This is a genomic window from Streptomyces sp. ICC4 (assembly GCF_003287915.1).
Classification (GTDB): Bacteria; Actinomycetota; Actinomycetes; order Streptomycetales; family Streptomycetaceae; genus Streptomyces; species Streptomyces tritrimontium.
In genome coordinates this window covers 6,224,445-6,242,911 of sequence record NZ_CP030286.1, presented here as the reverse complement: position 1 = coordinate 6,242,911, position 18,467 = coordinate 6,224,445, and the positions used below count along the sequence as shown (strand labels likewise).

Genomic DNA, 18,467 nt, shown 5'->3' with positions numbered 1-18,467 from the left:
TCACTGTCCTTCCCGGTCGGATACGACCGAAGCGTAGCCATTCCCACCCTGCTGACCAGCGCCGGATCCGGCCACGGCCGCATGACCTCCGGTGGAGCCGAAACCCCCCTCGGCCCGCGCCGAGTCGGGAAGCTGTGCCACCTCGTGGAAGCGCACCTTCTCGACCCGCTGGACAACCAGCTGGGCAATGCGGTCGAAACGCTCGAACCTGACGCTCTCGCGCGGGTCGAGATTGACCACGATCACCTTGATCTCCCCACGGTACCCGGCATCCACCGTCCCCGGGGCATTCACGAGCGCGAGCCCGCAGCGGGCGGCCAGGCCCGAGCGAGGGTGCACGAACGCCGCGTACCCGTCGGGCAGCGCGATGGAGACGCCGGTGGGCAGCACGGCCCGCTCGCCCGGCTCCAGTTCGGCGGCCACGGTGGTGACCAGGTCGCAGCCGGCGTCGCCGGGGTGGCCGTAGGCCGGAATCGGCACCTCCGGGTCGACGCGCCTGATGGCCACGTCCACGCCGGTGTTGTTCTCAGACATCAGGGGTTCACCTCGAAGGCGCGTGCGCGCCTGACCTGGTCCGGGTCGGCCATCGCCGCCCGGATCTCCTCGGGCCGTCCGTTGTCGATGAAGTGGTCGACCTTCACCTCGATGAAGAGGGCGTCCGCGCGCAGTGCCACGGGGCCCTCGGGACCGCCTATTCGGCCGACCGCGCTGCAGTAGATCTTCCGGCCGGCGACGGCGGTGACCTCGGCCTCCAGGTACAGGACGGTGTCCACGGGCACGGGCCGGACGAAGTCCGTCTCCAGCCGGCCGGTGACGGCGATGACGCGCAGCAGCCAGTTCAGGGAGCCGAGGGTCTCGTCGAGCGCGGTGGCGAGCACGCCGCCGTGGGCGAGGCCGGGGGCGCCCTGGTGAGCGGCCTTGACGGTGAACTCCGCGGTGACGCGCACGCCCAGGCCCGCGCGGGCCTCGAGGTGCAGCCCGTGCGGCTGGCCGTGGCCGCAGCCGAAACAGTGCTCGTAGTGCGCGCCGAGGAGCTCGCCGGGTGCCGGGGCGTCGGGGTGCCGGACCGGCGGGGCGGCATCGGCCGGGGGCGTCAACGCTGTGTTTCGTCCACTCACAGCCGCAGACCTTACCCGCGCGGCTACCCGCCGGTCGCCTCGTGGCAGGCTAGGCCGTATGCAGCCCTCCCCCGCGCACCACGACGAACGCCTGACCGCCCCCCGCTCCTGGTGGGGCATCGCCGCGCTGACGGGTCTCGCGTGCGCGCTGATGCTGCTGCCGCTGGGCACGCTGCCGCTGCTGGCCGGGCTGGTCGGGGGCACCGCGCTGACGGGGCTGCTGGTGAGTTCGTACGGATCCCAGCGGGTCCGCGTGGTGGGCGGCGCGCTGGCCGCCGGGGACGCCCGGATCCCCGTGGCGGCGCTGGGCGACCCGGAGGTGCTCGACCCCGAGGAAGCACGCGCCTGGCGCACGTACAAGGCCGACACCCGCGCCTTCATGCTGATGCGCAGCTACGTGCCGACCGCGGTCCGCGTCGAGGTCACCGACCCGGCGGACCCGACCCCCTACGTGTACGTCTCCACGCGCGAGCCGCAGGCCCTGGTGGCGGCGATCCGCGCGGCGCAGGCGGCGGTCTGACCCCTGGGGCGAGCCGCACGGAACCCCTGCGGGACCCGCCCCCCGATCCGGGAGGCCGGCTTCAGATGCGCGGGTCCGGTCTGAGGCCCTCGATGGCGGCCGCGGCGGCCCCGTCAAGGGCCTGGGTGGGCCGCTCAAGGGGCGGGAGCTCGCGCAGGGCGCTCCAGGGCACGGCTCTGGTCCGCAGGTCCGCACGTACCTTCTCGGCGAGTTTGCGGGTGTCCCGGCGGTTCATGACCGCGCCGACGGCGGCGCCCACCATGAACGGCATCAGGTTGGGCAGGTTGCGGAACATCCGCTTCATGATCTGCTGGCGCAGTTCGCGCTTCATCTGACCGCCCAGCGCCGCGTTCAGCGTCGTCGGCTTGGTCAGGTCGACCCCGCGCTCCTCGGTCCAGGAGGTGAGGTAGGCGAGGCTGCGCTCCTTGAGGTTGCCGGGCGGCCGCAGGCCGTAGACCTCGTGGAGTTCGGCGATGAGCTTCAGCTCGATGGCCGCGACCGAGGTGACCTCGGCGGCGAGCTCGGCCGGCATCGCGGGCGGCACCGGCAGCATGGCCGCCGCGCCGATCCCCGCTCCGACGGTGGACGTCGCGTTGGCGGCGCCGGAGATCAGCTTGTCGGCGAGCTGATCGGGACCGAGGCCCGGGAACTGCGCGCGCAGGGTCGCGAGGTCCCGAACCGGAACGCGCGGGGCGTTCTCGATGACTCGGTCGGTGAGGTAGAGGGCGGCGGCCCTGGCACTTTCGCCGCCCTTGCGCACACCGTTCTTGACGGCTTGCAGCCGACGGACCCCGGCGCTGCGCCGGGACCCCTCGCCGGCCTCGGAGGCCGACGGCACCGCCTCGGCGGTGTCGGGGAGCACGGCGGGTACGCCGGGGGCTCCAGGGCCCGTTTCCAGGTCCTTGGTTCCCTCGCGCGTCTCCGCCGGATCACCAGATTTACGGAAGCGGCGCTTCCGAAATGGTGTCGAGCCAGTCACGGCCGACGCCTCTCAGTCGCATTCGCGGCAGATCGGCTGACCGTTCTTCTCGCGTGCCAGCTGGCTGCGGTGGTGCACCAGGAAGCAGCTCGTGCAGGTGAACTCGTCGGCCTGCTTGGGCAGGACCCGGACGGCCAGCTCCTCGTTGGAGAGGTCCGCGCCGGGCAGGTCGAGGCCTTCCGCATTGTCGATTTCGTCCAGGTCGACGTTCGAGGACGACTTCTCGTTGCGACGAGCCTTCAGCTCTTCGATGCTGTCGTTGTCGACGTCATCGTCGGTCTTGCGCGGGGTGTCGTAGTCCGTTGCCATAGTTCGCTCTCCCCCTCTGGGATTTAGCGGGTGTCTCAGCGCACGTAACGCGCGAGAGGCCGGACTTGTGCCCGACCTGAGGCGGAGATTTTGCCTCACATCAAGGTCTGTTACTCAATCGACACCCAGCCGCACATCAGAAGGAGCGATTGGCTGGGATGACGACCGGGACCGTACACGGTCCGGGGGCCGTCTTGCACAAACGCCACCCCATGTATTTCCCGCCGCTAGGGGGGCCGGAAACCCGGACTTCCCGGGCTTTCCGGCCCCACCAAGGTCACTGAACGCATCTGTGCGGACACTCGGAACTGTGATCGATCGCACAGAAGTCACTGCCTTCATGACCCAAGCATTCAGCCAACGGCGAACAAGGGGTGACCGGCGTCACAAGGGTAGAGTGACGCGCATCACGAGGCCACCGCCCTCGCGCGGGATCGCCTGGATCCTGCCGCCGTGTGCGCGCGCCACGGAGCGCGCGATCGACAGGCCCAGCCCGACCCCCTTGTCACTGCCCGTACGCTCCGTACGCAGCCGCCTGAAGGGCTCGAAGAGGTTCTCCACCTCGTACGCGGGAACCACGGGACCCGTGTTCGATACCAGCAGGACCGCCTGGCCGTGCACGGCCTCGGTGGTGACCTCCACCCAGCCGCCTTCGAAGACGTTGTAGCGGACGGCGTTCTGCACCAGGTTGAGCGCGATCCGCTCCAGCAGCACGCCGTTGCCCTGGACCACGGCCAGCGCCCGCTCCCCCCGGATCTCGATGCCCTTGGCGTGGGCCTCTCCGCGCGCCTGGTCGATGGCGCGCGAGGCCACCTCGGCCAGGTCCACGGGTTTGCGCTCGATGATCTGGTTGTCGCTGCGGGCCAGCAGCAGCAGGCCCTCGACCAGCTGCTCGCTGCGCTCGTTGGTGGCGAGCAGGGTCTTGCCGAGCTGCTGCAGCTCCACCGGCGCCCCGGGGTCGGAGAGGTGCACCTCCAGCAGCGTCCGGTTGATGGCCAGCGGGGTTCTCAGCTCGTGCGAGGCGTTGGCCACGAACCTCTGCTGGGCCGTGAAGGCCCGCTCCAGGCGGTCGAGCATCTCGTCGAAGGTGTCGGCGAGCTCCTTCAGCTCGTCGTCCGGCCCGTCCAGCTCGATCCGCCGGGTCAGGTCGGAGCCGACCACCCGGCGGGCGGTCCGGGTGATCTTGCCGAGCGGCGAGAGCACCCGGCCGGCCATCGCGTAGCCGAAGGCGAAGGCGATGATGCTGAGTCCCATCAGGGCCATCAGCGAGCGGCTCAGCAGGTCGTCCAGCGCGTGCCGGCGCTGTTCGAGGATGCACGCTTCGATCGCGACGTTGAACTGGGTGGCCGTCTGGCCGGACCCGATGACACCGGGGCAGGTGCTGGTGACCTGGATGTCCGTGCCGTTGATGATCTTGAACGGCAGCCCGTTGCCCTCGCGCAGCGCCTGCGCCGCCAGCAGGTAGATGATCGACAGCAGCAGGATGCCGGCGATCAGGAACATCCCGCCGTACAGCAGCGTGAGGCGTATGCGGATGGTCGGCCGCAGCCAAGGGAAGGGACCCTCGGGCTGGCCGGGGTCCCAGGTCGGTTTCGGTGGCGCCGGTGGTGGCGCCGGGGTCGCTGCCACCCGCGTCAGATCCGGTAGCCGGAACCGGGGACGGTCACGATGACCGGCGGCTCCCCGAGCTTGCGCCGCAGCGTCATCACCGTCACCCGCACCACGTTCGTGAACGGGTCGGTGTTCTCGTCCCACGCCTTCTCCAGGAGCTGCTCGGCGGACACGACCGTGCCCTCGCTGCGCATGAGGACCTCCAGCACCGCGAACTCCTTCGGCGCCAGCTGCACCTCCTTGCCCTCGCGGAACACCTCGCGCCGGTTCGGGTCCAGCTTGATTCCGGCGCGCTCCAGTACGGGAGGCAGTGCCACGGTGGTGCGGCGGCCGAGCGCCCGTACACGGGCGGTCAGCTCGGTGAAGGCGAAGGGCTTGGGCAGGTAGTCGTCCGCCCCGATCTCCAGGCCCTCGACCCGGTCGCTCACGTCACCGGACGCGGTCAGCATGAGCACGCGCGTGGGCATGCCGAGCTCGACGATCTTCCGGCAGACGTCGTCGCCGTGCACGAGCGGGAGGTCCCGGTCGAGCACGACCACGTCGTAGTCGTTGACTCCGACGCGCTCCAGGGCCGCGGCGCCGTCGTACACGACGTCCACGGCCATGGCCTCCCGGCGCAGTCCGGTGGCCACCGCATCGGCGAGCAGCTGCTCGTCCTCGACGACGAGTACGCGCACGTCGTTTCCTTCCTCAGTGCCCGTCAGGGCAGGCGTGTGATGCGTCGTCCATCCTGCCCCTTTCGGCCGTAAACCGGCTGTAAGACGCCACACGGGGGGTGCCCGAGGGACGGAAGTGAGGATTCCCTTGCCTCATGAGGTTTCTGGGTCCGGGGCGGCGGGGAGGACGACTTCACACCCCGAACACTCCCTGACGGCGGACCGCCACGTCCCGCCGCCGACCCACGAAGAGGGGGCGAACCCACCATGGACGCATTCACCGCGGGTCTCCTGCAGCGCATCAGGAGCACGCAGTCCGACCTCAGGCAGGCTCGTGAGACGGGCGACGACTTCCTCGTGGAAGTGGAACAGGCGGAGCTGGAAGACCTCCAGCGCATCGCCGCCGATCACGGCGTTCCCGTCACCGTCTCCGCCTGCTGACACCGGTCACCGCCGATCCCACACACCCCCGGACCCCGAAGGCCGCCATCCGGCCTCCGGGGTTCCTTCCTGTGCGCGCGGGGGCGGCCCTCCACGCGGCGCGCCGGCCGCTCAGTCGTGCCAGGCCCCCGCCTCGTCCAGCAGCGGCTGCAGCGAGGCGAACACCGCCGGCGTGGCGGCCAGCGCGAGCTCGCCCGAGGCCGGCTCACCGGGCCGGCCGCCGGTCAGCGCACCGGCCTCCCGGGCGATCAGCTCGCCCGCCGCCAGGTCCCAGGGATTGAGCCCGCGCTCCCAGTAGCCGTCGAGCCGGCCCGCCGCGACGTCGCACAGGTCGATCGCCGCCGACCCGCCGCGCCGGATGTCCCGGACCACCGGGATGATCCGCCGCGCCACCTCGGCCTGGTGGGCCTTGCGGGTCTGGACGTACGCGAACCCCGTGCTGACCAGCGCCTGGTCCAGCGGAGCGGCCGCCCGGCAGGCGAGGCGGAGCTCGCCCAGCCAGGCCCCGCGCCCCGCCACCGCGTGGAAGGTCTCCCCGCGCATCGGCGCCGCCACGACCCCGGCCACGGTCCTCCCCCGGTACTCGGCCGCGATGGACACGCCCCAGGAGGGCAGCCCGTAGAGGTAGTTCACGGTGCCGTCGAGCGGGTCGATCACCCACCGGATGCCGCTGGTGCCCGCCGTGTCGGAGCCCTCCTCGCCCAGCAGCCCGTCCTCGGGCCGGCGCTCGCCGAGGATGTCGGTGATCAGCTTCTCGGCCGCGATGTCCATCTCGGTCACCACGTCGATCGGGCTCGACTTGGTCGCCGCGACCGCCAGGTCGGCCGGGCGGCCGTCCCGCAGCAGGGCGCCCGCCCGCCGGGCGGCCTCCAGGGCCACCTCCAGCAGTTCGGTCTTCAGTTCTTCGGAAACTTCGGGGACTTCGGAGATCACGGCCGGTTCCACTCCCTGGGTCCTGTGCGGCGAACGAGGCGAAACGGGGCGGACGGGCTGTCCGCCTACGCGTACGGGCTGTCCACGCCCGCGGCCGCCGGCCGGGGCCCGCGTGCCGGGCAGCAGCCCACCGCACACAGATCATGGCTCGCTCCGAGCAGCCCGAGGGCGCAGCGCTCCACGGCCTCCCCGCGTTCCGCCGCCGCCCGCTCCAGCACGAGGTCCCGTACGGCCGCCGCGAACCTGGGGTCGGCTCCGACCGTCGCCGAGCGGGCCACGGGCAGCCCGAGCTCGGCGGCCTTCGCCGTCGCCTCCGTGTCGAGGTCGTAGAGCACCTCCATGTGGTCCGAGACGAAGCCGATCGGCACCATGACGACCGCCGGGGCGCCCGCCTCGTGCAGGGCCTCCAGGTGGTCGCAGATGTCCGGCTCCAGCCACGGGGTGTGCGGGGCGCCGCTGCGCGACTGGTAGACGAGCTCCCAGGGCAGCTCGGTGCCGGTCTCGGCGCGGACCGCGTCGGCGATCACCTTGGCGACGTCCAGGTGCTGCTTGACGTAGGCACCGCCCTCGCCGTGCCCGGTGTGGTCCCCGACGGGGCCGGAGGCGTCCGCGGCCGCGGTCGGGATCGAGTGGGTGGTGAAGGCCAGCCGCGCCCCGGCCCGCACCTCCGCGGGCAGCGACTCCAGCGAGGCCAGCACCCCGTCGATCACGGGCTGCACGAAGCCGGGGTGGTTGAAGTAGTGCCGCAACTTGTCGACCTGCGGCAGCTCCGCCTCGGGCACGCCCTCCCGGACGAGCAGCGCGAGCGCGTCGGCGAGGTTCTCGCGGTACTGCCGGCAGCCCGAGTACGAGGCGTAGGCGCTGGTCGCGAGGACCGCGATGCGCCGGCGGCCGTCGGCGGCCATCTCGCGCAGCACGTCGTCCAGGTACGGGGCCCAGTTCCGGTTGCCCCAGTAGACCGGCAGGTCCAGCCCGTGCTCCGCGAAGTCCTTGCGCAGCGCTTCCAGCAGCTCGCGGTTCTGCCCGTTGATCGGGCTGACGCCGCCGAAGCCGAAGTAGTGCTGCCCGACCTCCTTGAGGCGCTCGCGCGGGATCCCGCGCCCTCGCGTGACGTTCTCCAGGAACGGCACGACGTCGTCGGGTCCCTCGGGGCCGCCGAAGGACAGCAGCAGGAGGGCGTCGTAGGGGGCGGCGGGGCCTTCGGCCGGGCCGGAGGCGAAGGCGCGGAGCTGGTCAGACATGTCTCGAATCCTGCCACCCGCGCCCGCCGGGCGGGAAACGGGCCCGGCGTCCGGATCCGCCCCACCACAGGTAAGGCCGCCCTTACTTCCGCTTCCCCCTCGGCCGTTCCCCATGCGGGCGCCCTGTGTCCGGCCGTAACCTGTACGGGCCAACGACGTCCCTTACGGAGGGCACCTTGCCCAGTCCCTACCGCGCGATCTTCGCCGCATCCGGGAGCCGGGGATTCAGCGCGGCCGGCCTCATAGGCCGGCTGCCGCTGTCCATGGTCGGCGTCGGCATCCTCACGATGATCTCCGAGCTCACCGGCCGCTACTCGCTGGCCGGCGCGCTCACCGCCACCCTCGCGCTCTCCGCCGCCGCCATCGGCCCCCAGGTCTCCCGCCTGGTCGACCAGTACGGCCAGCGGCACGTCCTGCGCCCCGCGACCCTGATGGCGGTCACCGCCGTCGCCGGCCTGCTGCTCTGCGCGGCCAACAACGCGCCCGACTGGACCCTGTTCGTCTTCGCGGCGCTCGCCGGCTGCGTGCCGAGCGTGGGCTCGATGATCCGCGCCCGGTGGACGGCCATCTACCGGGACTCCCCGCGCGAGCTGCACACGGCGTACTCGCTGGAGTCCGTCCTCGACGAGGTCTGCTTCATCTTCGGCCCGATCATCGCCATCGGGCTCTCCACCATCTGGTTCCCCGAGGCCGGACCGCTGGTCGCCGCGGCCTGCCTGCTGGTGGGCGTGTGGTGGCTGACCGCCCAGCGCGCCACCGAGCCGGCCCCGCACCCGCGCGGCGAGGACGCCGACCGGACCTCCGCCCTGCGCGCCCCCGGACTCCAGGTGCTGGTGGCCACCTTCGTGGCCACGGGCGCCATCTTCGGCTCGATCGACGTGGTCACCCTGGCCTTCGCCGAGGAGCAGGGCCACAAGGCCGCGGCCAGCTTCGTCCTGGCCGTCTGGGCGGTCGGCTCCTGCCTCGCGGGCATCGTCTTCGGCCTGCTGCACCTCAAGGGGAAGGCCGAACGCAGGTGGGTGCTGGGCATATGTGCGATGGCCGTGAGTATGATCCCCCTCCTACTGGCCGGGAACCTTCCGTTTCTGGCCGTGGCGCTCTTCGTCTCGGGCCTCGCCATCGCTCCCACGATGATCACCACGATGGCCCTGATCGAGGCGCACGTACCACGCGCGAAGCTGACCGAGGGCATGACCTGGATCAGCACCGGCCTCGCGGTCGGGGTCGCGCTCGGCTCCTCCGTGGCCGGCTGGGTCATCGACGCGGCCGGCGCGAAGAGCGGGTACGTCGTCTCCATCTCGGCGGGGGCCGCCGCGGCGGCGGTGGCGTTCGCGGGTTACCGCCGGCTGACGAGGCCGGCGCAAGGGGAGGAGCCTTCTAGCCATGGCGACGACGGGGACAGCAGGGAAGAACGGGACACGGACCGCCGCGTGGCATAACTGGGCGGGCAACGTCAGCGCCACGCCCGTGCGCGTGGTGGCCCCGGCCTCGGTCGGCGAGCTCCAGGAGGCGGTCCGCCGGGCCGCCGGTGACGGCCTGAAGGTGAAGGCGGTCGGCACGGGCCACTCCTTCACCTCGGCCGCCGCGACCGACGGCGTACTGATCCGCCCGCAGGCGCTGGCCGGGATCCAGGCGATCGACAGGTCCGCCGACACAGCCACCGTGACCGTGGCGGCGGGCACGGTCCTCAAGGACCTCAACCTGACCCTCGCCAAGGTGGGCCTGTCGCTCACGAACATGGGCGACATCATGGAGCAGACGGTCTCCGGCGCCACCAGCACCGGAACCCACGGCACCGGCCGCGATTCCGCCTCCCTCGCCACGCAGATCCGCGGCCTGGAGCTGGTCACCGCCGACGGGCGGCTGCTCACGTGCTCCGAGAAGGAGAACCCGGACGTCTTCGCGGCCGCCCGGCTCGGCATCGGCGCGCTCGGCGTGGTCACCTCGATCACCTTCGCCGTGGAGCCGCTCTTCTTCCTGACCGCCCGTGAGGAGCCGATGGCCTTCGACCGGGTGACCGCCGAGTTCGACCAGCACCACGCGGAGAACGAGCACTTCGAGTTCTACTGGTTCCCGCACACCGGCAACTGCAACACCAAGCGGAACAACCGCAGCCAGGGACCGGCCGCCCCGCCCGGAGCCGTCTCCCGCCTGGGTCGAGGACGAGCTGCTGTCCAACGGGGTCTTCCAGGCCGTCAACTCGCTGGGCCGCGCGGTCCCGGCGGCCATCCCCTCCATCGCCCGGATCGCGAGCCGCGCCCTGTCGGCGCGGACCTACACGGACATCCCGTACAAGGTGTTCACCAGTCCGCGCCGGGTCCGGTTCGTGGAGATGGAGTACGCCCTTCCGCGCGAGCGCGTCGTCGAGGCGCTGCGCGAGCTGAAGGCGATGGTCGACCGCTCCGACCTGCGGATCAGCTTCCCGGTGGAGGTGCGGACCGCTCCGGCGGACGACATCACCCTGTCGACGGCCTCGGGCCGCGAAACCGCCTACATCGCGGTGCACATGTACAAGGGAACCCCGTACCAGGCCTACTTCACCGCCGCCGAGCGGATCTTCACCGCGCACGGCGGCCGGCCGCACTGGGGCAAGGTCCACACGCGGGACGCGGAGTACTTCGCCCAGGTCTACCCGCGCTTCGGCGAGTTCACGGAGCTGCGCGACCGGCTCGACCCCGACCGGGTGTTCGGCAACGACTACCTGCGGCGGGTCCTGGGCGACTGAGCCCGGGTCCGGCTCAAGGTCCCGGGGCGCGACTCAAGGTCCCGGGGCGCGGCCTCAAGGGGCGGGCGACTCCTGGCCGGAGCCCGCGCCGGGGCCGCCCGGGGTGGCCTTGCCGGTGCTCGGGGACGGTGACTGCGGCGGCGTGGGCGTCGGGTCCGGCTTCGGCGGGGTCGGGCTCGGCGTCGGGTCCGGGGACGTCCGTGGACTTCGTCCTGGGCTCCGTGCTCTCCGGCCGCTACTCCCGCCCGGTCACCGATGCGCTCGCGGCCCCGCCGCCGCTGGGCCTGCGGATGCCCCTGGCCTCCGGCTACGGGCGCTTGCTGCGCAGGTAGGCCGTTCCTCTCGGAGCCCGCCGGCCGGCCCACGACAGGCCCGCGGCGGGCTCGCGGAGGGCTGGGGTCTGGGGGTCGCCGGGCGCGTCGGCACCGGGCGGGGCGTGCCCGCGGCGAAATCCGGGTGCTCCGGTGGTCAGGTCCGCGTTAGGGTCACCCGCATGAACGTCGACGGCTCCAGCACCACCACCGCGACCGCGCGAGCGACCAGCTCGCCGGTTGCCGCCGTCTGACCTCCCCTCCCCCGGCGACCGGAAACGGTCCGTCGGGTCCGTCGTCAGTGCCGTGGCGCCCTTGCCCCCGGCCGGACGACTGAGCGGTCCGTTTCCCGGTGCCTCCCCCCGCTGTGACGCGAAGGAGCCCCCCGTGAACACAGAACTTCTGCTCAGGACGTTCGTCGAGTACTTCGAAGAGCGCGGTCACCGCCGGATCACCGGCTCGACGCTGCTCCCCCCACCCGGCGACCCCGTGCTCTTCACCACCTCCGGCATGCACCCGCTCACTCCGTACCTGGAGGGCCGCCCCCACCCCCTCGGCAACCGGCTGGTCAACGTGCAGCGCTGTCTGCGCACCACCGACCTGGAGGCGGTCGGCGACGCCACCCACCTCACGGTCTTCGAAATGCTCGGTACCTGGTCCCTGTGGGACTACGAGGGCCCGCGCAGCCTCGAGTGGGGATACGGGCGCCCGCGACGACCGCTGGGTGGAGGTCTGGAACCACGTGACGATGAGCCACCGCCGGCTCGACGACGGCTCGCTCGTGCCGCTCCCCGGCGCAACGTCGACACCGGACTCGGGCTGGAACGCCTGGCCTCCTTGCTCCAGGGCAAGCCGTCCGTCTTCGAGTGCGACCTCTTCGACCCCTGGCGCCGCCTCGTGCCGGACCTGTGGCCCCTGGAGGAAACGTCGCTGCGCCTGGTCTGCGACCACCTGCGCTCGGCCGTCGTGGTGCTCGGCGACGGCGTGCGACCTGCCAACACCGGACGGGGCTACGTCGTGGCGGGACGATCCCTCACGCGGGCGGCCTGCGGCCGGGGTGAGGACCGCCGGCGCAGGCTTACGGAGTCCGGAGCCGAGCTGCTACTTGGCCGCCGCCTTGCAGGCCGCCTCCGCGGTCGCCTTGGTCACGTTATCCACGGTCAGGCCGGACACGCACTCGTCCTGGGCGCCGGCCGACCCGATGTAACACGACGCCCGGACGGAGGCCGGGGCCTCGCCGCCCTGGAGCTCCCGCTCGACCTGGTTGATGCAGGCCGAGACGTCCGCGTGGGCGGCGGGGGCGGTGAGGGCCGCGCCGCCGAGCGCGAGGGCCAGACCGGTGAGGACACCTGCCATACGGGTCGACGTGCGGGTCATACGATTCCTGCGGGTCCTGCGGGTCCTGCGGGTCCTGCGGGTCGTACGGGTCGGTGTGCGCATGGGAACGCACCTTCTCTCCGGATCGCCGCGCGGCCCGAGACCTGGATGTGCCGGACCCGCGCGGGAACGCCGCCGAGCGCGCGGCCGGCGTACGGCCGCCGGGCCCGGGCTCCCGCACCGGACCGGCTCGGCAGGGCCTTCCCTCCCCCCTTCGACGCTAGAGCAGCCCCCTGCCCCGCGCACGTGCTGGGGGGCTGCCCCGCGCCCGGGCGCGGGTGGGATCCTGGACGGATGTACGAGACATCCGCCGCTCTGGCGGCCGCCCGGTGGCCGCTCGCCGCATCAGTGGAGGCATCGGCGGAGACGGGCTGGCTGCGGGAGCTGGCCGACGATGACGGGCTCACCGGTTTCATGCCGCCGGCGCTGCCCGACTCGGCCTGGGTGCTCCACTCCATGTTCGAACACGAACTCGGGCCGACCGGCATGTCCTTCGTCGCGTACCAACGGGCCGTGCTGAACGGCGGCGGGCCCGAGATCATCCCGGGCCTCGACCCCGAGGAAGTGTTCGGGGGCACGGTGGGCGAGCCCCACGGCCCCCGTTGGCGCCGGCTGCTCTGGGCGGAGCTCTCGCGGCGGACCGGCGATCCCGTGGCACCGGAAGGCCACCTGCCCTGCTACCGCTCCTTCCCCTCGCTCCGGGAGCCGAGCGGCTGGCCGGTCGGCATCACGGGGCCGTCCGAGGGCCACCTGGACCGGACCGACTGGAACCGCCTGGTCGACATCCTCACCGCGCACAGCCCGCGGGGTGCGGAAACCGGCTGCCTGGCCTACTACAACCCGCTGTTGCAGGGGGCCGAGGACTTCGACAACCTGCACGTCCGGGCCGGCACGCTCGCGGACGCCAAGGCGTTGTACGACCACCCCGAGGAGGACGGCTGGACCCCGTCCAACCTCTGGCCCCAGGACCGCTCCTGGGTCCTGTGCACGGACTACGACCTCTGGGCCACCAAGGTCGCGGGCCCCACCCCGCTCGTCGAGGCCCTCCTGGCCGACACGGAGGTCGAGGCGGTACGCCTGCCCTGGGCCCCCTGACCGGCACGGGGCAGGTTCCGGCGCGGGCGGGGCCCACGGAGCCGGCGGGATCGGCGGGGCCCGTCGGGCCGGTGGGGCCGCCCGGGCCGGCCGCGCCGGTTGGTCACCGTTGGCGGGGGCCTTCGGTTCGGTGGAGGAAGAGCACCGTGGTCAGGGTCCCGGCCAGGACGATCGCCGTGTTGACCAGGATCGCGGTGGTGATGCCGGAATGGATACCGGTCCGGGTCGCGACGATCGCGCTCATGACCGGGGTGCCCATCGTGATGCCGATCTGCTGGGTCATCGTGGCGAGGCCGGTGGCCATGCCCTGTTCGTGATCGGGCAGACCGGTGGTGGCGGTGACCATGAAGCCGACGATCACCAGCATGTTGCCGATGCCTCCGGCGAAGGTCGCGGCCAGCAGGAGCCACATCCCGGTGCGTGACTCGCCCAGGGCGACCAGGCTCAGGGTGGCGGCGGCCTGGAGCAGTCCTCCGATGACCAGGGTGGTACGGGTGGTCGTGGCCGCGATGACCCGCGGCGCGAGGGAGCCTCCGATGACCGTGCCGATGCCCAGCACCCCGAAGGAGAGACCGGCCGTCAGCGGGGAGAACCCGAGGACCTCCTGGAGGTGGAGCGTCATCAGGAAGACCAGGCTCGTCTCCGTCAGGAAGGCGATCAGCCCGGCCGTGTTGCCCCAGGCGACCGTGCGCTTCTTCAGCACGGAGACCGGGACGAGGGGGTACGCAGCCTTGGACTCCACGGCGTAGAAGGCGATCAGCAGGCCCACCCCCGCGGCGAGCCACACCAGCGCCGGCCCGGAGCCCCAGCCGTGCTCGCCCGCCCGCGTCAGACCGTAGATCAGGGCCAGCAGCCCCAGGGTGACCGTGGCGGCACCGGGCAGATCGAGCTTCGGGCGGACGGCGGGGCGGGACTCCTTGATCACCACCGGGGCGACGGCGAGGACCGCGAGGGCGACGGGGACGTTGACGAAGAACGCCCAGCGCCAGGAGAGCAGGTCCGTCAGGACCCCGCCGAGGACCGCGCCCGCGGTGAAACCGGCCGACATCAGGGCCCCGTTGAGGCCCAGGGCCTTCTGCCGCAGCGGTCCCTCGGGGAACGAGGTCGTCAGCAGGGACAGGCCCGCCGGGGTGACCGCGGCGGTGGCCAGGCCCTGCAGCACCCGGGCGGCCAGCAGCATTTCGGGGCTGGTGGCCAGGCCTCCGGCCAGGGAGGACAGGGCCAGCACCGCGAGACCGGCCAGGAAGAGCCGGCGGCGGCCGAACAGGTCCGCGATCCGGCCGAACAGGAGGGTGAACCCGGCGGCGCTGAGCGCGAACGACGTCGCGATCCACTGGAGGTTCGGGAGCGAGAAGCCGAGACCGTCACCGATCACCGGCAGTGCGACGTTCAGGATCGAGAAGTCGACGGCCAGCATGAACTGGGCCACCAGCAGGACCGTCAGGACCAGGACCTGCCGCCCCGCGAGACGGGCCGGCCCCTTCTCTTGATTCCGCTCTTCTTGCTCTTGCTCTTGCCCGACAACCGACATCGTCTCGCGTCCTTTCCCTCACCCACGGCACAAGGTGTTCCGGAAAGCGACTCTGGCCCGGTCCCGGGGTGTTACCCAGCCCCCTGTCCGTGCTGGCACCCGGGAAGCTGTCACTGCCAGGGCCACCCTCACCTGCCCCGTTCGCGACGGGTCCTCGGCACACTGGAGGGCATGGACACTCCCACCGCCCTGGGCGACTTCCTCCGCAACCGCCGCGCCCGTCTCCAGCCGGAGGACGTCGGACTGCCCACGCACGGCACCCGCAGGCGCGTACCCGGCCTGCGCCGCGAGGAACTCGCGCTGCTCGCCGGGGTGAGCATCACGTACTACACGCACCTGGAGCAGGGGCAGAGCACGAACGCCTCGGACAGCGTCCTCGACTCGCTCGCCCGCGCCCTGCGCCTGACCCCGGACGAGCACGCGCACCTGCGCGACCTCGCCCGCCCGCCGAAGGCCAAGCGGGTGCGCCCGCCGCGGCCCGAGTACGCGCGGGCCACCACGCGCCGGCTGATCGGCGCGATGCCGCAGGTGCCCGCCGTCGTACTGGACGCGCGCAACGACGTGCTCGCCTGGAATCCGCTGGGCCACGCCCTGCTCGCAGGTCACCTCGCCTTCGCGAGCCCGGACGAGCCGGCCGGCCGCCCCAATCTGACCCGGATGCTGTTCCTCGACCCGCACACGCGGGAGCTGTACACCGACTGGAAGAACGAGGCGCGCGTGGCCCTGGCCGCGCTGCGGCTGGTAGCCGGCCGCGATCCCGAGGACCGCGCGCTCGCCGGGCTCATCGGGTCCCTGATGCTGCGGAGCCCGGAGTTCGCGGACCTGTGGTCCAAGCAGCCGGTACGGGAGTGCACCGTCGGGACCAAGGAGCTGCACCATCCCGCCGTGGGTCCGATGACCCTGGACTTCGAGAGCCTGCGCCTGAGCGACGGAACCGGTCACCGGATGCTGCTCTACAGCGCCGCCGAGTCCTCCTCCTCGGACGCGGCGCTGCGCCTGCTGTCCGGGTTGACCGCTGATTCCGGCCGCGCGCTGCGCGATGATGCTCATTCGGACGCAGTTCCAAGCATCTCTTGACATAGACCGGGCGCTGCGCTGCACTTTGGCCACTCCCTCCGGCCGTCACGGCCGGAGGGAGTCACAGCCGTGCACTCCCCCTCACCTCACCGCCCTTGGGGACTCGCCATGCGTCTGCTCAGACTCCTCATCGCGTCCGCCTTAGCGGTGGCCGCGCTCTCCCTCCCCGGAACGGCCGGCGCGAGCACCACCGCCTCCGCTTCCGCCACTTCCGCCGCTGCCGCTTCGACCCCTTCCGCCGCCGCCGGGGCGCCGCAGACCCTGCCGGCCCTGCGGCAGTGGACGGCCGGCACCGGTGCGTACGGCTTCACGAGCGCCAGCCGGATCGTCGTGGATCCCGCCCATACCGCCCAACTCTCCGACGAGGCAGCCACGTTCGCGGAGGATCTGGCCGCACTGACCGGGCGTACGGTGGCGGTCGCCACCGGGACCCCCGCCGCCGGCGACATCGGCCTGAGCCTCGGTGACGCCTCGCTGCCCGCCGAGGGCTACCGGATGACCGTCGGCCAGTCCCTCTCCCTCAAGGCGGGAACGGACACCGGCGCGTTCAACGGCACCCGCAGCGTGCTCCAGTTGCTGCACCAGTCGGCCTCGGTGCCGGCCGGGACGGCGGTGGACTGGCCCACCAAGTCCGAGCGCGGGCTGATGATCGACCAGGGGCGGAAGTTCTTCACCGTCGACTGGGTCAAACAGCACATCAAGGAGCTGGCCTACCTCAAGCTGAACTACTTCCACTTCCACCTGTCGGACACCTTCGGCTTCCGGCTGGAGAGTTCGACCCATCCGGAGATCGTCTCCGCCGACCACTACTCCAAGCAGGACATCGCCGATCTGGTCGCGCTGGGGCAGAAGTACCACGTCACGATCGTGCCGGAGATCGACACCCCGGGGCACATGAACCAGATCCTGGCGGCCCATCCCGAGCTCAAGCTCAAGAGCAGTTCGGGCGCGGTCAGCCAGGACTTCATCGACCTGTCCCTGCCCGGCGCATACACCCTGATCAAGGACCTGGTCAACGAGTACCTGCCGCTGTTCCCGGCGCCGTACTGGCACATCGGCGCGGACGAGTACGTCACCGACTACGGCAAGTACCCACAGCTGCTCAGCTACGCCCGCGCCCACTACGGCGCGAACGCCACGGCCAAGGACACCTACTACGGGTTCGTGAACTGGGCCGACGCGCTGGTGCGGGCCGGCGGCAAGACCACCCGGATGTGGAACGACGGCATCAAGGCCGGGGACGGCACCGTCACTCCCAACGCGGGCATCCTCGTCGAGTACTGGTACAGCTACGGGCTCACCCCGCAGCAGCTGGTCGCGGCCGGCCACACGGTGGCCAACGAGTCCTGGACGCCCACGTATTACGTGCTCGGCGGCGCCAAGCCGGACACCAAGTGGATGTACGAGACCTGGACCCCGGACCGCTTCGAGGGCGGCGCCACCCTCACCGACCCCTCGAAGAACCCCGGCTCCCTCATCCACGTGTGGTGCGACAACCCCAACGCCGAGACGGAGGCGCAGATCGCGGCCGGCATCCAGTACCCGCTGCGCGGGCTGGCGCAGCAGACGTGGGGCTCGCCGAAACCGGTCGCCGCCTACGCCGACTTCACGCCCATCATGGCCGCGATCGGCCACAACCCCGCCTGGCCGGGCCTCGCCCAGCCGGGCAACCTGGCCCGCAACCGGCCCACCACGGCCTCCAGCACCGAGACCGTCAACTTCCCCGCCCCGCAGGCGACCGACGGCGATGCCGGAACCCGCTGGTCGAGCGCGTACAGCGACCCGCAGTGGCTCCAGGTCGACCTCGGGTCCACCCAGGCCGTGAACCGCGTGGTCCTGCGGTGGGAGACCGCCTACGGGAAGGCCTTCCAGATCCAGCTGTCCGACGACCGGACCACCTGGCGCACCGCGTACTCGACGACGACCGGCGCCGGCGGGGTCCAGGACCTGACCGGGCCGGCTGTCCGGGTCGGGGCGCTACATCCGCGTGTACGCCACCCAGCGCGGCACGACGTACGGCAACTCCCTGTACGAATTCGAGGTGTACGGCGGGCAGTTGAGCGGGACCCGGACCCTCCTCAGCGCCGGGAAGGCGCTCGACGACCCGGCGGGCTCGACCGCCCCCGGTACCCAGCTGATCACCTGGACACCGCACGGCGGCCCCAACCAGCAGTGGCGGCTCACCCTCAACACCGACGGCAGCTACACCCTGGCCAATGGCTCGTCCAGCCTCTGCGCGGACGTGGCGGGCGGCTCCACCGCCCCGGGCGCTGCCGTGGTCCAGGCCGCGTGCGGCGGCGGTGACAGCCAGCGCTGGCTGATCGCGGCGCTGGGCTCGGGCGACCACTCGGTGACCAACAAGAAGAGCGGCCTGCTCCTGACCACGGCATCGGCCGCAGAGGGCGCCCCGGCCACCCAACAACCCGACACGGCCTCGCCCTACCAACGCTGGCAGATCGCCTGACCCCCGCCACCCCCTCCCGGGACCGGCCGGCTGAACCGGTTCGGATTGGGGGCGGCCGAGCCGGCCGGCCGAGCCGGCT

Annotated in this window: 17 protein-coding genes and 3 pseudogenes; 10 read left to right on the top strand and 10 right to left on the bottom strand. The window is 72.0% G+C overall.

The features are described 5' to 3' along the window. On the bottom strand, positions 1-534 hold the full coding sequence (dut, locus tag DRB89_RS29190) for a dUTP diphosphatase (RefSeq protein WP_112451142.1): 534 nt from the start codon (positions 532-534) through the stop codon (positions 1-3). Continuing rightward, the gene (locus DRB89_RS29185; protein ID WP_112451143.1) at positions 534-1,118 is read right to left on the bottom strand and encodes a hotdog domain-containing protein; all 585 of its coding nucleotides are present in this window, start codon (positions 1,116-1,118) and stop codon (positions 534-536) included. Before DRB89_RS29185 ends, dut begins: the two co-directional genes overlap by 1 nt. A gap of 58 nt (positions 1,119-1,176) precedes the next feature. Between DRB89_RS29185 and DRB89_RS29180 the strand changes: the two genes are divergently transcribed. After that, positions 1,177-1,638 carry a DUF3093 domain-containing protein gene (locus DRB89_RS29180; RefSeq protein ID WP_112451144.1) on the top strand — a complete coding sequence of 154 codons (462 nt, stop codon included), beginning with the start codon at positions 1,177-1,179 and terminating at the stop codon, positions 1,636-1,638. 61 nt (positions 1,639-1,699) lie between these two features. Here DRB89_RS29180 and DRB89_RS29175 read toward each other — a convergent pair whose 3' ends face one another. The 4 genes from DRB89_RS29175 to DRB89_RS29160 form a co-directional block, all read right to left on the bottom strand. Then, a complete protein-coding gene (locus DRB89_RS29175) occupies positions 1,700-2,617 on the bottom strand; it encodes a hypothetical protein (RefSeq protein ID WP_112451145.1) in 918 nt (305 codons plus the stop codon). Between the two features lie 12 nt (positions 2,618-2,629). Next, positions 2,630-2,926, bottom strand: a complete 297-nt coding sequence (locus tag DRB89_RS29170; protein WP_112451146.1) for a DUF4193 domain-containing protein — start codon at positions 2,924-2,926, stop codon at positions 2,630-2,632. Between the two features lie 384 nt (positions 2,927-3,310). Beyond that, complete coding sequence (locus DRB89_RS29165; RefSeq protein WP_112451147.1) at positions 3,311-4,555, bottom strand: HAMP domain-containing sensor histidine kinase; 1,245 nt, start codon at positions 4,553-4,555, stop codon at positions 3,311-3,313. A 5-nt stretch (positions 4,556-4,560) separates the two neighbouring features. Continuing rightward, entirely contained in the window at positions 4,561-5,214 is a 654-nt protein-coding gene (locus DRB89_RS29160; protein WP_112451148.1) for a response regulator transcription factor, read from the bottom strand. 246 nt (positions 5,215-5,460) lie between these two features. Here DRB89_RS29160 and DRB89_RS43835 point away from each other — a divergent pair, with 246 nt between their 5' ends. Further along, the gene (locus tag DRB89_RS43835) at positions 5,461-5,634 is read left to right on the top strand and encodes a hypothetical protein (protein ID WP_204357838.1); all 174 of its coding nucleotides are present in this window, start codon (positions 5,461-5,463) and stop codon (positions 5,632-5,634) included. Positions 5,635-5,745: 111 nt separating this feature from the next. Here DRB89_RS43835 and DRB89_RS29155 read toward each other — a convergent pair whose 3' ends face one another. Both DRB89_RS29155 and DRB89_RS29150 read right to left on the bottom strand, forming a co-directional pair. Continuing rightward, positions 5,746-6,564, bottom strand: a complete 819-nt coding sequence (locus DRB89_RS29155) for an inositol monophosphatase family protein (protein WP_112453816.1) — start codon at positions 6,562-6,564, stop codon at positions 5,746-5,748. Between the two features lie 68 nt (positions 6,565-6,632). Then, positions 6,633-7,808, bottom strand: coding sequence for a ferrochelatase (locus DRB89_RS29150; RefSeq protein ID WP_112451149.1), 1,176 nt, complete (start codon positions 7,806-7,808; stop codon positions 6,633-6,635). A 176-nt stretch (positions 7,809-7,984) separates the two neighbouring features. Here DRB89_RS29150 and DRB89_RS29145 point away from each other — a divergent pair, with 176 nt between their 5' ends. The 4 genes and pseudogenes from DRB89_RS29145 to DRB89_RS29135 all read left to right on the top strand — a co-directional run. Then, on the top strand, positions 7,985-9,247 hold the full coding sequence (locus tag DRB89_RS29145; protein ID WP_112451150.1) for an MFS transporter: 1,263 nt from the start codon (positions 7,985-7,987) through the stop codon (positions 9,245-9,247). Beyond that, positions 9,192-10,533: pseudogene (locus DRB89_RS29140) on the top strand (D-arabinono-1,4-lactone oxidase). The gene DRB89_RS29145 and the pseudogene DRB89_RS29140 overlap by 56 nt, the downstream one beginning before the upstream one ends. Before the next feature lie 200 nt (positions 10,534-10,733). Continuing rightward, positions 10,734-10,865 (top strand): hypothetical protein, encoded by a 132-nt coding sequence (locus tag DRB89_RS46075; protein ID WP_275435587.1) that lies wholly within the window; start codon positions 10,734-10,736, stop codon positions 10,863-10,865. 366 nt (positions 10,866-11,231) lie between these two features. Next, positions 11,232-11,864: pseudogene (locus DRB89_RS29135) on the top strand (alanine--tRNA ligase-related protein); the annotation flags it as partial. Positions 11,865-11,945: 81 nt separating this feature from the next. Here DRB89_RS29135 and DRB89_RS29130 read toward each other — a convergent pair. Beyond that, the gene (locus DRB89_RS29130) at positions 11,946-12,221 is read right to left on the bottom strand and encodes a hypothetical protein (RefSeq protein WP_112453443.1); all 276 of its coding nucleotides are present in this window, start codon (positions 12,219-12,221) and stop codon (positions 11,946-11,948) included. Positions 12,222-12,515: 294 nt separating this feature from the next. Here DRB89_RS29130 and DRB89_RS29125 point away from each other — a divergent pair, with 294 nt between their 5' ends. Further along, the gene (locus tag DRB89_RS29125; protein ID WP_204358031.1) at positions 12,516-13,316 is read left to right on the top strand and encodes a hypothetical protein; all 801 of its coding nucleotides are present in this window, start codon (positions 12,516-12,518) and stop codon (positions 13,314-13,316) included. 103 nt (positions 13,317-13,419) lie between these two features. Here DRB89_RS29125 and DRB89_RS29120 read toward each other — a convergent pair whose 3' ends face one another. After that, positions 13,420-14,847: an MFS transporter gene (locus DRB89_RS29120; protein ID WP_112448995.1), complete on the bottom strand. Its 1,428-nt coding sequence runs from the start codon at positions 14,845-14,847 to the stop codon at positions 13,420-13,422. Between the two features lie 171 nt (positions 14,848-15,018). Between DRB89_RS29120 and DRB89_RS29115 the strand changes: the two genes are divergently transcribed. From DRB89_RS29115 to DRB89_RS43830, 3 genes and pseudogenes are all read left to right on the top strand, one after another. Beyond that, positions 15,019-15,924, top strand: a complete 906-nt coding sequence (locus tag DRB89_RS29115; RefSeq protein ID WP_112448996.1) for a helix-turn-helix transcriptional regulator — start codon at positions 15,019-15,021, stop codon at positions 15,922-15,924. 108 nt (positions 15,925-16,032) lie between these two features. Beyond that, positions 16,033-17,802 (top strand): annotated as a pseudogene (locus tag DRB89_RS45015) (family 20 glycosylhydrolase); the annotation flags it as partial. A gap of 109 nt (positions 17,803-17,911) precedes the next feature. Next, a complete protein-coding gene (locus DRB89_RS43830; RefSeq protein WP_343234829.1) occupies positions 17,912-18,388 on the top strand; it encodes an RICIN domain-containing protein in 477 nt (158 codons plus the stop codon). Positions 18,389-18,467 lie beyond the last annotated feature (79 nt).